Genomic DNA, 14,582 nt, shown 5'->3' with positions numbered 1-14,582 from the left:
TCAGCCGCCCCTCAGCCGCCGCGCAAATGTCGCAGCGGCACGCCGCCCCCGGCCTTCACCTCACCCAGCGAGAAGCTGGTGTGCACGTCCTTGACATTGGGCAGATGCAGCAGCGTGTCGATGGTGAAGCGGCTGAAGGCGTCGAGGTCGGTGGCCAGCACCTGCAACTCGAAGGTGCCGGCGCCCGAGATGTAGTGGCAGGAGATCACCTCGGGCAGCTGGCGCAGCGCGTCCTCCAGCGGCTTGGTCGAGGTGCCGGTGTTGCGGTCGGCGTCCACGCGCACAAAGGCGAGCACGCCCAGGCCGATCTTGCGGCGGTCGATCTCGGCGCGGTAGCCGGTGATGAAGCCCTGCTCCTCCAGCCAGCGCACGCGCCGCCAGGTGGGCGCGGTGGACAGGCCGATGCGGGCCGAGAGCTCGGCATTGGAGAGCCGCGCGTCGCGCTGCAGCTCGGCCAGGATGGCGATGTGATAGCGGTCGAGGGTGTCGCCCTGGGGCAGCAGATCCGCGGCGGCAGCGGCATCGGCGCCCGCGTCCGTGGCCGGGTCCGCGGCGCCGGCAAAAGACTGCGGGTTTTTACTAGGTCCGGGCTTTCTCGATGCCATTTCTTGCCCCAAAACAGATTGCTGGAAAGATTATTGCTCAGCGCCCGGGTTTCCAAGACCAAATAGAAAGCACCGCTCGCGACCCTTTCCCTACACTGGCGCCTGCCTTTTGAAGGGCAAATACCGTGCTGCGGCCCTGTACACAGGGCCTGCAGGCCGGACATACTGTGCCGCACCCAGTGCCGGCATCCAATGCACACGGGAGCATGGCCGCCACAAGCGGCAGCAGCCAGCCCGGTTCCACCCCGAGACAAGCCGAGATCCCCACCATGAATGCTCCCCTGCCCGATCACGTCCTGCGCGCGCTCGAAAAGGTCACGCTGGACGACAAATACGCGCTGGACAACGGCCGCGCCTTCATGAGCGGGGTGCAAGCCCTGGTGCGCCTGCCCATGCTGCAGCGCACGCGCGATGCCATCGCCGGGCTGAACACCGCCGGTTTCGTGTCGGGCTACCGCGGTTCGCCGCTGGGCGGCTACGACCAGGCGCTGATGGCGGCCAAGAAGCATCTGGCCAAGCAGAACATCGTCTTCCAGCCCGGCGTCAACGAAGAACTCGGCGCCACCGCCGTCTGGGGCACGCAGCAGCTGGACCTGTTCAAGGAAAAAGCCAAGTTCGACGGCGTGTTCGGCATCTGGTACGGCAAGGGCCCGGGCGTGGACCGCTGCATCGATGTGTTCAAGCACGCAAACATGGCCGGCACCTCCAAGCATGGCGGCGTGATCGCCATCGCCGGCGATGACCACATCGCCAAGAGCTCCACCGCCGCCCACCAGAGCGACCACGTCTTCAAGGCCGCCGGCTTCCCGGTCTTCTTCCCCAGCAGCGTGCAAGACATCCTGGACATGGGCTTGCACGCCTTTGCCATGAGCCGCTTCTCGGGCCTGTGGTCGGGCATGAAGACGATTCAGGAAATCGTCGAGTCGGGCGCCAGCGTCAGCGTCGATCCGGACCGCGTCAACATCATCACGCCGGACGACTTCCCCATGCCCCCGGGCGGCCTGCACATCCGCTGGCCCGACCCGCCGCTGGACCAGGAAGCGCGCATGCTCGACCACAAGTGGTACGCAGCCCTGGCCTATGTGCGCGCCAACAAGCTCAACTACAACGTCATCGCCACGCCGAAGGACCGCCTGGGCCTGATCGCCTCGGGCAAGGCCTGGAACGACACCCGCCAGGCCCTGCACGACCTCGGCCTGGACGACGACACCTGCCGCCGCCTCGGCATCCGCCTGCACAAGGTCAATGTGGTCTGGCCGCTGGAGGCCAATATCACGCGCGATTTCGCGACCGGCCTGCAGGAGATCCTGGTCATCGAGGAAAAGCGCCAGGTCATCGAATACCAGATCAAGGAGCAGCTCTACAACTGGCGCTCCGACGTGCGCCCGCATGTGCTGGGCAAGTTCGACGACGACGCCGAAGGCGGCATGGGTGGCGAGTGGGGCCTGCCCAACCCCAGCAAGAACTGGCTGCTGCGCCCGCAGGCCGACCTGACCCCGGCCATCATCGCCCGCGCGATCGCCAAGCGCCTGAAGAAGCTGGGCGTGGATGCCGATGTGGCCGCCCGCCTGGACGCCCGCGTGGCCCTGATCGACGGCAAGGAAAACGCCCTCAAGCAGGAAGAGAAAGCCGCCGGTGGCGCCGACCGCACCCCCTGGTTCTGCTCGGGCTGCCCGCACAACACCAGCACCCGCGTGCCCGAGGGCTCGCGCGCCGTGGGCGGCATCGGCTGCCACTACATGGTCACCTGGATGCCGGGCCGCAACACCGCCACCTTCACCCAGATGGGCGGCGAGGGCGTGCCCTGGGTCGGCCAGGCCGCCTTCACCAACGAGAAGCACATCTTCTCCAACCTCGGTGACGGCACCTACTTCCACAGCGGCATCCTGGCGATCCGCCAAAGCATCGCCGCCGGTGTGAACATCACCTACAAGGTGCTCTACAACGACGCCGTCGCCATGACCGGCGGCCAGCAGGTGGGCGAGCGCGCCGAGGGCCACACGGTGCTGCAGATCATGAACAGCCTGGTCTCGGAAGGCGTGGCCAAGCTGGTCATCGTCACCGACGAGCCGGACAAGTACATGGGCGTGGCCCTGGCCAGCGGCGTGACCGTGCACCACCGCGACGAGCTTGACGCCATCCAGCGCCAGTTCCGCGAGATCCCCGGCACCACGGCCATCATCTACGACCAGACCTGCGCCACCGAGAAGCGCCGCCGCCGCAAGCGCGGCAAGCTGGCCGATCCGGCCAAGCGCACGGTCATCAACGAGCTGGTCTGCGAAGGCTGCGGCGACTGCAGCATCCAGTCCAACTGCCTCTCCATCGAGCCGCTGGAGACCGATTTCGGCCGCAAGCGCCAGATCAACCAGAACACCTGCAACAAGGACTTCAGCTGCGTCAAGGGCTTCTGCCCCAGCTTCGTCACCATCGAGGGCGGCGAGCTGAAGAAGCCCAAGAAGGACAAGCGCATCTCGCCCTTTGATGCCAAGCTGGGCGCCCTGCCCGAGCCGAGCATTCCCAACGCGCAGGAAGCCTGGGGCATCGTCGTCGCCGGCGTCGGCGGCACCGGTGTCATCACCATCGGCCAGCTGCTGGGCATGGCCGCCCATCTGGAAGGCAAGGGCGTGATCACGCAGGACGCCGCCGGTCTGGCGCAAAAGGGTGGCGCCACCTGGAGCCACATCCAGATCGCCAACCGTGCCGAAGACATCCACTGCACCAAGGTCGGCACGGCCGAGGCGCAGCTGGTGATCGCCTGCGATTCCATCGTCGCCGCCAACAAGGCCACCTTGGCCGTGATGCGCGAGGGCCGCACCTTTGTGGCCTTGAACACCCACGGCTCGCCGACCGCGGCCCTGGTGAACAACGCCGACTGGTCCTTCCCCGGCGCCTCGTGCGAGGCCGCCGTGGCCAAGGCCGTGGGCGCCGATCACTTCCGCGCCTTCGATGCCGAGGACGTGGCCGTCAAGCTGCTGGGCGACTCGCTGTACACCAACCCGCTGATGCTGGGCTATGCCTGGCAGCAGGGTCGCATCCCGCTGTCCCACGCCGCGCTGATGCGCGCCATCGAGTTGAACGGCGTGCAGATCGACAACAACAAGGCCGCCTTCGAATGGGGCCGCCGCTGCGCCCATGATCTGGCCGGCGTGCAATCGCTGTTCGCCGCTCAGCAGGTGATCCAGATCGTCAAGCGCCCGGGCGTGGACGAGCTGGTGGCCAAGCGCGTGGACTTCCTGACCGGCTACCAGAGCGCGGCCTATGCCGCGCAGTACAAGGCCTTTGTCGAGAAGGTGCGCGCGGCCGAGGGCAGCCTGAACAGCACGGCGCTCACCGAGGCCGTGGCCAAGTACCTGTTCAAGCTCATGGCCTACAAGGACGAGTACGAAGTCGCCCGCCTGCACACCGACAAGAGCTTTGTCGAAAAAGTGGCCAGCCAGTTCGAAGGCAATTACAAGTTGGTGCACCACCTGGCCCCGCCGCTGCTGGCCAAGAAGAACGACAAGGGCGAGCTGGTCAAGCAGCAGATGGGCGCCTGGGTCCGCCCGGCCTTCGGCCTGCTGGCCAAGCTCAAGGGCTTGCGCGGCACGGCGCTGGACATCTTCGGCTACACGGCTGAGCGCAAGATGGAACGCGCCCTGATCGGCGAATACCGCGCCAGCATCGAAGCCATCCTGGCCAAGGGCCTGAGCGCCGATCGCCTCAAGCTGGCCACCGAGATCGCCCGCATCCCCGAAGAAATTCGCGGTTATGGCCATGTCAAGGAGCGCCATGTCCACGCGGCCAAGGCCAAGTGGGAATCGCTGATGCAGCAGTGGAAGCAGCTGGCCTGATCGTTAGGCACTTAGCTGGACACAAAAGCCCGCCCGGATACGGCGGGCTTTTTCTTTGGGCCTTTGCGCGATTGGGACTGCGTTTGAACAGCCGGAACAGACCACAGAGTCACGAAGACACAGAGGAATTCAGAGGCAATGCGGGGTTCGACTTCTTCTCCGCAGTGCGGGCGATGAGCGGCCTTGATCTCAGTGCATGTTTACGCTGAGCATGCGGCTGGTCATGACGGTGCGGCAGCTACGGCTCTGTAGCTGTTGCGATCCGCCAGCTTGCAAAACTCATCGCCTCTGAGCGGTCGTTCAACGTCGAGGCTCAGCGTACGGCGATACAGTCCGAGCGGAGAACACGGGAGGAACACATGTCCACTGAACGAACCGCGACTTATGACTCAGTCCTGCGCGTCCAACGCAAGATGCTCGCGCCGGAGCTTCAGGAGCTGAGGTTCAGTCGGCAGCTCCCCTGATCATCACGTCCGCCCCCAACTCGACGCTCCGGCCTAGCTGAAGGAGTCGTACTCCCTACCAGACCTCATGTCGCCGAATGACTTCGAGGCCGTACGACCGGACATGCTCAAACTACAGCGGAAGATGATGGAGTTACGCGCTAGACCTGCCTCGCCCGGAACCAGGTTTTTGATCAATGATCAGGCAGCGTACCGGGCTCCGTTTCCAGGACAATCACCTGAAAAAGGGAGGCATCGTGAACGATCACTTTGAGGGAATATCCGTCGGAACGACTGGTCAGTTTCAGGTGCACTTCATCCTGAGGGATGGGTCACACAACATGGATGCCCTGGTGCTCCATGGCTGTGAGGGAGAACTGCTCGGTCTTCTGAGAGAAATCGGCAAGCAGCTCGACATAGATTTTCACATCGACGCTACCGCCTACGCTGAGGGCGGCCTTTCGGTTCACCTCAGCCTTCTCGGCAAGCATGCCGTTGCGTTGACGCTGCTGGGTGCAGCCATCACAGCCATCTGCTCAGCCGGTGTCTGGATGACTTATCAGCGGGAGCTTCTGCAGCAGCAGATCCTGCAAAACGATTTCGCGCTGAACCGAGACCGCAAGCTTGCCGACCAACAGGTAGAGATGAACGATCTCGCGATCAAGAAGGCGAGGCTGGAGCTCAAGAAGATGGAGCAAGAGGCGACTGGCGAAGCCCCCAAAATGCCATCAACGGCAGCGACAAGACCATTGCCGCTTGAGCCTGTTCCAACAGCCGAGGATGTCGTCCCAGCCTTGCTCTCAAACCCGAAGATCATCAAGCTACGGTCGCAGTTCTATCAGCACCTCCTTCCCTATGAGAAGGTGTCATCCGTTGGCTTCAGCCCGAGTCACGACCCATCGCCACGCAATGAAATGATCGTTCACCGAGCTAGCTTCAGCACGTATGTGGTCGCTCTACGCGAGCTTGACCCGACGGTGATTCGGGATGCCGAGATCGAAATTGTCTCGCCGGTCTTCAAACGGGACGCCTTCAAGTGGAAGGGCGTCTTCGAAAAGCACGGCATCAGCTTCGACCTGATCGACGAAGACTTCCTCGCCAAGGTCACCGCGAAGAAGGTGAAGTTCCAAAGCGGCACCACCTTGGTCTGCGACTTAGAGATCTTTCTTCGCGAAACGGGTTCTGGCACGCCGGAGCCGTACAAATGGGTCGTCACGCATGTCAACCGGTACTACAACAAGAAGGGAACTATCGCTCCGAACCCGATGCAGTCCGTGATAACGACCGAGGTGCTTGAGCAGGGTATACAGAACATGCAATTCGCTGAATCACCCACGCCAGTACAGAACATCCTCCCACTGGAGCGGGAGTAGTCATCCGCAGGTTCGTAGAGCTCAGTCCTAAGTAAGTGCAGCTCCACTCCCCAAGGAATCCGACCGGGCGTTTGGCGGGCAGGTGCCCTCCGATCCTGACCGTCACTTAGGTAGCCCACTTCAGAAGGTCCTCCCCGTACAGGAGCTGTTCGGGCACGTCGATGCAAGTGCAGCAGGGGTCAAGAGCAGCAGGGGTCCAAGAGCAGCAGGGGTCACAAGAGCAGCAGGGGTCACAAGAGCAGCAGGGGTCAGGCCTTGAATTTGAAGGCTTTTGCTGACAGCAGAGCGAGAAGCGCTAGGTGACTTGGTTGCATAGTGGCGCAATCGCCATCGCGGGCATGTTGCACCTCGAAAAAGAAGGCCTGCTCCCGGCTGTGACCGCTACGGATGAGCGTCACGACACGCGCGTCCTCAAGCGCATGTATGGCGGCGAACGCAGCCGCCCCGCCCTGCCCGGCGACTCGTCAACCCTGCGGATGACAGGCGCGCCGCGCCAGCGCTACGGTCCTGGCTCCAAAGCTGAATCCCAGGAACTCATCGTCATGAAAGTTGCCTTTACTTCCTGCATGTCGGTACAGGTATATCCTCAGCAGCCGGTGTGGGACTGGATCGCCGCCGCCCAGCCGGATCGCCTACTGCTACTGGGCGACTCGGTCTACCTGGACGTCGAAGCCCCCAAGCCTCCCAGGCAGATGAGCAACAACGAGTTCGCGCAACATCTGCACCATCGCTGGAGCAGCCAGCTGGCGCAGAAGCAATTCCGTGCCTTGCTCGCCCAGCTGGGCCCGGGCCGCACCCATGCGATATGGGACGACCACGACTTTCTCTGGGACAACGCCTGCGGCGCGGCGATCCGCGCTCAGCCGCCGCAGAGCAGCAAGATCCCCCTCAGCAACGCCTTCTTCAAGGCCTTCCGCGCCGCGCTCGACGCCCCCGACGGTTTCCCGGTCGCCTACACCGATCCGGTGTTCTGGAACCCTCAGGAGCCCGCGCCCGCCACCCCCAGCCTGCAGCTTGAGGCGGATCTATGGCTACACCTCAGCGACGGACGCAGCTGGCGCACCGAAACCACCTTCGTGGCGCAAGACAAACGCCAGCTGCTGGGCGCGGCACAGCGCAACAAGTTCGGTAAGGCCATCGCGGCCAATCCGCAGGCCTTGCACCTGTTTGCCAATGGCTCCACCTCCAAGGATTGGAAGAACTACCCGAACGACTGGGAGTGGCTGAAGGCCCAGGCCGCGCAGCAGCGCACGCTGCTGCTGAGCGGCGATGTGCATCACAACGATGTTGACGCCTTCCACACCGGTGGCCTGCCGCTGCACGAGGTCACCTCCTCGGGCGCGGCGGTGCGCGATGCGGTAGTGGTGGGCAAGAAGGAGCAGAACCACGGCATGCTCGAGATCAGCGCCGACACCGTGGAAATCCGCCTCTTCCACAAGAACGTCGAACAGTCCGAGCTGCGGCGCGAGCTCTCGCGCCAGAGCTGGCTGCCGGTGGCCTGAAGCACCACGGGGGCGCGGCCGGGGTCACGGCCGGGGTCAGGCCTTGAAATTGAAGGCTTTTGCTGACTGCACAGCTAGCTGTGGTTTCCCAAGAAGTTGCTCCTACACAGGAATGGGCGCGCCGATTGATTGACATCGGACATCACCACGACTCGAAGCATCTCGCCCTTCTCGATGCAAGGTGCTCGAACAGCGCCGGCTTTCGCAACCCACGAGCCCAGTGAGGCAGCTCCGCGTCAAGACGCGAAGTCAGAAAGTCCATCACGCTGCTGCGCAGCAGTAGCTGCCGCCGCCTGATGGCGAGCAGGAACCTCAGCCGCCTGCATGCCCAAGCAAGGCCCGCCTCGTGGTCCCATTCCGCAGGCCTGGGTCGGTGTTTTTCCGGCGATGATGTCGGCCAGCCATCCCGGAGCCCTCGCATGAGCAGCAGCCACAGCAGCACCCCCGCCGCCCCCTTCGACCGCATCCACGCCCGCCGCACCGAGCTGGGCGAGGGCCTGACCATACGCCGCGCCCTGCCGACGGCGCAGCGGCGCCGCGTGGGTGCCTGGTGTTTTCTCGACCACATCGGGCCCGTGCAGTTTGAGGGTCAGGCGCTGGCGAACGGCGGCCTGCATGTCGGCGGCCACCCGCACATCGGCCTGCAGACCTTCACCTGGATGATCGAAGGCGAGATCCTGCACCGCGACAGCCTGGGCAGCGAGCAGCTGATCCGGCCTGGCGAGGTGAACCTGATGACGGCCGGCCACGGCATCGTCCACACCGAGGATGCGCCGGCCGGCACCGCGCGCATCCACGCCGCCCAGCTCTGGATCGCCCTGCCCCCGGGCGAGGAAGACCGGCCGCCGGCCTTCGAGCACCATGCCAGCCTGCCGCGCTGGCAGGAGCAGGGCGCGCAATGGACCCTGCTGGCCGGCAGCCACGCCGACCGCACGGCGCCGCCGCGGGTCTACACGCCGCTGCTGGGCCTGGAGATCCATGCACCGAACGAAGCCGTCGAGCTGCAGTTGGAGCTGCGCGGCGATTTCGAGCATGGCCTGCTGCCGCTGGAAGGCGAGCTGGGCCTGGCCGGCGAGACCCTGGGCACGGGCGAGCTGGCCTATCTGGCGCCGGGGCAGGCGCCCGCGTCCATTCGCCTCAGCGCCGGCGGCCGCCTTCTGCTGCTGGGCGGCGAGCCCTTCCCGGCCGAGATCGAAATGTGGTGGAACTTCGTCGGCCTCAGCCGCGAGGCGGTGGCCCAGGCGCAGGCCGATTGGGATGCGCAGCGCGAAGCCGGCGGCCCGCGCTTCGGCCTCGTACAAGGTGACGAGGGCCGGCGCCTGGTGGCCCCGCGCCTGCCGGCCAGCGGCTACTGAGGCCTGAGCAAAAAAAGGGACGCGGGTTTGCGACTAGCTAGCTAACGCTGGCTTGCAGCGGCCTCTTTTTTTCGAAGCGATTCAATCGCACCCGCGCTCACCCTTCAAGGCCGGCCACATCACGGCCACCCACTCACCGTGCATCGCCCCTTCGGGCGGCCGATGCTGGGCGCCGTGTTCAGCCGGCTCTAGCCGAGCTCAAGCGTCAAGCTGAAACGTCAAGCTCAGGCGCTGCGGCGGCGTGCAGCGAAGGCTGCAAACAGAGCCAGCCCGGCCAGTGCCCAGGACGAGGGCTCGGGCACTTGATTGCCCGAAGGGATGCGCGACAGCGTCACTTCGAAGCCAGCGCCCGCGTTGTCCCAGAAGGCCGAATCGCTCACACCCAGGTAGAGGCGGCCGCTGCGGGTCGCGGTGAACTGCACGTTCGTACCGAGAGCGAACAAGGAGCTTTGCGAGATACCGTTTGCCACGTCGGCGGCATCAAAGGCCTGGAAGTTGCCACTGTCGTCGCCAACAATGCTGCCGACCAAGGCGCCGAAGAGATTGTTCAGCCCCGTGAAGTGCGCCGTCCCGTTGCCAAGACCCTGCATCACTTGCCCGTTCGCGTCGCCACAGCCCGCATTGCCACTCAGGCACAGGGTGCCGCTTGCCGTGACCTGCACTTTGTCGCCGGCCTGGACTTGAAACCCGCTGTTGACGAAGCCCAGGGTCGAAGACAGGATGCCTTGCTGCGCGGTGTTGGCATTGCCATTGACGCCACCGAAGCCGCCGCCGTTCATCACGCCAACATGGACGGGTCCAGCGTGGGCGGCGCCTGCGAGGGCCAAGCCAAGGGTTGCGATGGCAAAGGAATGGATTGCGTTTTTCATCATCTTTCTGTCGCTCTTTCGAATTCATGGTGTTCCGCCCCCCTATCGCATGGACGGGCTCCCCCAAGTGGAGAGCAAACGTCACCACGCAAATGACATGCCAGCGCGAGTGCTGCGCCAAGTGGAGTCAGGCACAAGACGGGTCAAGGCAGCACTGTTTCCGAGCAGATGGCCGGATTTGAGAACGAGCAGGCGTGTCTTGCTTCACGGTCAGGGCCGCCCCCCCCCGAAACGCGGGGAACCTTGCAAGGCCAGGCGGTATGGCCACATCGGCAACGGCTCACGAAACAAGTTGTAAAGATTGGCGACAGTCTGCCGCGAAGCCCACCGAGTGCGCCGCAGCTTTGGCTGCCAAGGCCCACTCATGCAGGCCGCATGGGTGCCGCGTTACTCAGGCACCAGCACCGGCGGGCGGTCGGGCGAGCGACTCGCCTGGCCAAGCAGTGCGCCATCGCCGCGCTAACGCCCAAGCCCCAAGCGCCCGGCCACATGCGGCAGGGCACGGCGCTCCTCTTCATCGAGGCTGGCGGCAGACCATCTCCGGCGCCTGGTAGCCCCAGACAATGCGGGCTTCGCCCTGGTGCTCCCAGAAGCTCTCATTGCGGCCGACATAGCGGCTGCCGCTGGCGCTGCGCTCGGCAAACATCAGCGAGCTGCTGTCGCCGAACTCGGCCACCAGGGTCGGCGGCTCGGTGGCGAAGAAGCTCACCACCACCTCCTTGGCGGCATTGCCATCACAGGCCCAGCGGATCGGCCCCTGCGGCGGCAGCAGTCGGTAACGGGCCTGCAGCTCGGCGATGCGGCGGACATAACTGTCTTTCACGCAGGCCGGTTTGTCCTGGCTCTTCCAGCACTCGTCCCGGCCCTTGACCCAGCCGCGCTGCTCGGCCTTGAGCAGGGGCGGGCGCTCCTTGGCGGTCTTCTTCAGAGCCTGGCTGTAGACCTGGGCCAGTTGGCGGTCCAGTTTCACCAGGCCAGCATCGGCGCAAACCAAGGCCGCCATGCTGCCGGGCTGGACCTTGGCGCAGTCGAAGGCCGGCCCGGGCGCCGCCTGCAGCGCCGGTGCGGCGCCGCCGAGCAGGGCCAGCAGCAGGCCGAACAGGCCGGGCCGCATGCGGCTTGCGCTACGCTGCGCGAAAACCAGGGAGCGCGGAACGATGCAAGACATGGCAGGGACTCCAAAAGTTAGCAGCGATCAGAGATTAAGCGATCTTGCCGCGCTGCCCGCGCTGGGCCGGCGCCGCCTGGTTCTGGGCCTGGCCCAGGCCGGTCTGCTCAGCCTGCTGCCCACGGCGGTGCATTGCGCGCCGGAGCTGTGGGTGCACAACGTCACCCGTCTGTACAGCGTGCCGGTCGCCGGGATCGAGCACCCGCGCTCGGCCGCCGAGATCGCGGCCGCTTTGCGCGCCTGGCCAGGCCAGGTGGCTGTGGGCGGCGGGCATTTCAGCATGGGCGGCCAGGTGGCGATTGCCGGCGGCCTGCAGCTGGATTTGCGCGGCATGAGGGCCTTGGTCTGGCTGCGACCGGAACAGATGCGGGTGCGGGTGCAGGCGGGCATGAGCTGGCGGGATCTGCAAGACCATCTCGACCCGCTGGGTCTGGCCATCAAGACCATGCAGAGCTATGCCAACTTCAGCATCGGCGGTTCGGTCTCGGTCAACTGCCATGGCCGTTATGTCGGCCATGGGCCCGTGGGCCGCACCGTGCAGGCCTTGCAGCTGGTGCTGGCTGATGGCCGCATCGTCGAAGCCAGCCGCAGCGAGAACGCCGAGCTGTTCCGCGCGGCGCTGGGTGGCTACGGGGCGCTGGCGGTGATCAGCGAGGTGGAGCTGGATCTCGCGCGCAACTGCAAAATCCGCCGCGAGGTGAAAAGCCTGGCGCTGGCCGACTACCCGGCCTACTTCCAGCGCGAAGTGCTGGCGCGCGGGGACTGCGTGCTGCACAACGCCGATCTGCTGCCGCCACGCTTCGACCAGCCGGTCGCTGTGAGCTGGCGCCGCTGCCCGGATGGCACGGCGCTGACCGAGACCGCCCGCCTGGTGCCGCGCGGCGCCAGCTACCGGCTGGAGCAAAGCCTGATCTGGGCCATGAGCGAGTTGCCGGGTGGGGCGCTGTTGCGCAGCCAGGTCGTGCACCCCTTGCTCAGCGCTGGCAAGGCGGTGCAATGGCTGAACCACGAGGCCAGCCTTGATGTGGCCCAGCTGGAGCCGCGCCAGCGCAGGCACTCCAGCTATGTGCTGCAGGAGTACTTCATTCCGCCACGCCATTTCCTGAGCTTCACCCGAGCCATGGCGGCCCTGCTGCGCCAACGCCAGGTGATGGCGCTGAATGTGTCCATCCGCCACGCGCCGCCCGACAGCGACAGCCTTCTGCCCTGGGCCAAAGAGGAGGTCTTCTGTTTCGTGCTGTACTACAAGCAAGGCACGGACGAAAACGCCCAAGCCCTGGTGGCCGGCTGGACGCGCGAACTCATCGCCCTGGCCCTGGAACACGAGGGGCGCTACTACCTGCCCTACCAACTGCACGCCAGCCGCGCGCAGTTCGAGCGCGCCTACCCGGAGGTGAGCGAGCTGCGCCGGCTGAAGCAAGCGCACGACCCGGCCGGCAAGCTGAGCAACCAGCTCTGGGCGCGCTATCTGTAGGCCTCGGTCCTTTCACCCCCTTCTGGGGGTGTTGTCATTTGAATTCAGACGCATACACTGCCTCGCATCGGGTCGTTTCAGCCCCGCAGGAGCAGGACCATGACGCAAGCAACGAGCACGACGATGGAGCCGCTGTCGGCGCGCATCCCTAGCGACCTCTACCTCTGGCTGGCGCAGCTGAAGGTCGAGGGCGCCAGCACCAACAGCGACAAGCTGCGCGTGCTGCTCGGGCAGCTCAAGCGCCAGCATGACGGCGCTTTTGACTTCGTCACCGCTCTGGCCTGGTGCCGCGATCTGGCCGCCCGGCCGCGTGCCGCCCTGGCCCAGCTGGAGGCCAGCACTGGCCAACATTCCGAGGTGCTCAGCCAGGCGCTGGAGCACATCAGCCATGCCATGGCGCTGCTGATCAGCGCCGAGGTCGGCAATCTGGAACAGGCCAAGCAGTTGGAAGACAAGCTGCTGCGGCGCAGCTTTGCGCACACCGAATCCCTGCTGCGCCAAGCCACCACCCCCCAGGCTGCGGCCTTCGACCCCGACGGCGTGCAACGCCATATCGGCGCCACGCTGCAACTGGCGCAAGCCATCCAATGTCTGCAACAAGCCCGTCAACAAGGAGCGTGAAATGGCCGAAACCCTGAGATCCCGCGTCACCCGTGCCATGGCTGGCGGCGTGCACGCCTTGCTGGACCGCATCGAAGACCATGCGCCCGAGGCCATGATGGAGCAAGCCTTGCGCGAACTCGACCAGGTGGTGGACGAAGTGCGCCATGAGCTGGGCACGGTCACCGCCAACCGCCATCTGGCCCAGCAGCGCCATGCCGAGCTGAACCGCCAGCACGACACGCTGAAAGCGCAAATCGACACCGCCCTGGGCCAGGGCCGCGAAGACCTGGCGCGCGCCGCCGTGGGCCGCCAACTGGACATCGAAACCCAGCTGCCCTTGCTGGAGGCCAGCCTGGCCGAGCTGGCCCAGCAGGAAGGCGAGCACCGCGGCTACGTCGATGCCCTGCTGGCCAAGCGGCGCGAGATGGAAGCGGCGCTGAGCCAGTTCCGGCAAAGCCGGGCCAGCAGCGCCGGCACCGCGGCCAAGCCCGGCAGCAGCGCGGCCCAGATTGAACAGCGCATGGCGGGCGCCACCGACGCCTTTGACCGCATCTACGAACGCCAGACCGGCCTCTCGGGCGTGGCCCGCGCCGGCCGGCTGGACGACGCCAGCAAGCTGCAGACGCTGGAAGATCTGGTGCGGCAGACGCAGATCGACGCGCGCCTGGCCCAGCTGAAACAGTCCGGCGCTGACGGTCAAGCATGAGCCTGTTCACCACCCCGGAGAACCTGCCCTTCGGCATCGCCTTCGCCCTGATCGTCGGCATCGCCCTGCTGGAAGGCCTGGGCATGATGATCTCGATGAGCCCCAGCAACTGGCTGGACGACTGGCTGCCCGAAGCCGGCCACGACGGCGCGCTCGACCGGGTGCTGGGCTGGCTGCATCTGGGCCGGGTGCCGGCCCTGGTCTTGCTGCTGCTGTTCCTGACCGGCTACGCCTTGTTCGGCTACAGCCTGCAAATGGTCAGCCGAGGTCTGGTCGGCCACTACCTGCCGGCATGGATCGCCGGCCTGGTGGCCGTGCCCGCAGGCCTGACCACGGTGCGCGCGCTCGGCGCCCTGGTGGCCCATATCGTGCCGCGCGATGAGAGCTCGGCGGTCAGCGCCCAAACCCTGCTGGGCCGGGTTGCCACGGTCTATGCCGGCCACGCCCGCCAGGGCCTGGCCGCCCAGGCGCGGGTGCGCGACGAGCATGGCCGCGTGCACCACCTGCTGGTCGAGCCCGACCTGGCGGACGAGGTCTTCGAAGAGGGCAGCGAGCTGCTGCTGGTGCGCAAGAACGGCGCCATCTACCGCGCCATCCGCAACCCGCACCCGGGCCTGGTCGAGCGCTGAGGCGCCCCACTGATTCAAGGAGGAA

General features: G+C 65.7%; 11 protein-coding genes. 8 read left to right on the top strand and 3 right to left on the bottom strand.

Features of this window, described 5'->3' with window-relative positions; all coding sequences use genetic code 11:
- Nucleotides 1-11 precede the first annotated feature (11 nt).
- Nucleotides 12-605, bottom strand: a complete 594-nt coding sequence (locus C1O66_RS19110; protein WP_102769350.1) for an Lrp/AsnC family transcriptional regulator — start codon at nt 603-605, stop codon at nt 12-14.
- 269 nt (nt 606-874) lie between these two features.
- Here C1O66_RS19110 and C1O66_RS19105 point away from each other — a divergent pair, with 269 nt between their 5' ends.
- The 4 genes from C1O66_RS19105 (at nt 875) to C1O66_RS19090 (ending at nt 9,108) form a co-directional block, all read left to right on the top strand.
- Nucleotides 875-4,435, top strand: coding sequence for an indolepyruvate ferredoxin oxidoreductase family protein (locus tag C1O66_RS19105; RefSeq protein ID WP_102769745.1), 3,561 nt, complete (start codon nt 875-877; stop codon nt 4,433-4,435).
- Between the two features lie 700 nt (nt 4,436-5,135).
- Entirely contained in the window at nt 5,136-6,251 is a 1,116-nt protein-coding gene (locus C1O66_RS19100) for a hypothetical protein (RefSeq protein WP_133155298.1), read from the top strand.
- Between the two features lie 542 nt (nt 6,252-6,793).
- Nucleotides 6,794-7,753, top strand: coding sequence for a metallophosphoesterase family protein (locus C1O66_RS19095; RefSeq protein ID WP_102769744.1), 960 nt, complete (start codon nt 6,794-6,796; stop codon nt 7,751-7,753).
- A gap of 419 nt (nt 7,754-8,172) precedes the next feature.
- A complete protein-coding gene (locus C1O66_RS19090) occupies nt 8,173-9,108 on the top strand; it encodes a pirin family protein (RefSeq protein ID WP_102769348.1) in 936 nt (311 codons plus the stop codon).
- 224 nt (nt 9,109-9,332) lie between these two features.
- On the opposite strand, the gene C1O66_RS19085 is transcribed toward C1O66_RS19090, so the two are convergent.
- Both C1O66_RS19085 and C1O66_RS19080 read right to left on the bottom strand, forming a co-directional pair.
- Nucleotides 9,333-9,887, bottom strand: coding sequence for a PEP-CTERM sorting domain-containing protein (locus tag C1O66_RS19085; RefSeq protein ID WP_165794689.1), 555 nt, complete (start codon nt 9,885-9,887; stop codon nt 9,333-9,335).
- A 604-nt stretch (nt 9,888-10,491) separates the two neighbouring features.
- Nucleotides 10,492-11,145, bottom strand: coding sequence for an MliC family protein (locus tag C1O66_RS19080; protein WP_207795987.1), 654 nt, complete (start codon nt 11,143-11,145; stop codon nt 10,492-10,494).
- On the opposite strand from C1O66_RS19080, the gene C1O66_RS19075 reads away from it, so the two are divergent.
- The 4 genes from C1O66_RS19075 (at nt 11,144) to C1O66_RS19060 (ending at nt 14,557) form a co-directional block, all read left to right on the top strand.
- On the top strand, nt 11,144-12,619 hold the full coding sequence (locus tag C1O66_RS19075) for an FAD-binding oxidoreductase (protein ID WP_102769743.1): 1,476 nt from the start codon (nt 11,144-11,146) through the stop codon (nt 12,617-12,619). The genes C1O66_RS19080 and C1O66_RS19075 overlap by 2 nt on opposite strands.
- A 99-nt stretch (nt 12,620-12,718) precedes the next feature.
- A complete protein-coding gene (locus tag C1O66_RS19070) occupies nt 12,719-13,240 on the top strand; it encodes a hypothetical protein (protein ID WP_102769345.1) in 522 nt (173 codons plus the stop codon).
- A gap of 1 nt (nt 13,241) precedes the next feature.
- Nucleotides 13,242-13,928 (top strand): PspA/IM30 family protein, encoded by a 687-nt coding sequence (locus C1O66_RS19065; protein WP_102769344.1) that lies wholly within the window; start codon nt 13,242-13,244, stop codon nt 13,926-13,928.
- Nucleotides 13,925-14,557, top strand: coding sequence for a YqiJ family protein (locus tag C1O66_RS19060; protein WP_102769343.1), 633 nt, complete (start codon nt 13,925-13,927; stop codon nt 14,555-14,557). The genes C1O66_RS19065 and C1O66_RS19060 overlap by 4 nt, the downstream gene beginning before the upstream one ends.
- Nucleotides 14,558-14,582 lie beyond the last annotated feature (25 nt).

Origin of the sequence: Paucibacter aquatile, assembly GCF_002885975.1 — a bacterium.
GTDB lineage: Bacteria > Pseudomonadota > Gammaproteobacteria > Burkholderiales > Burkholderiaceae_C > Paucibacter_A > Paucibacter_A aquatilis.
The sequence above is the reverse complement of the archived record's forward strand: the minus strand, read 5'-3'. Positions and strand labels throughout refer to the sequence as shown.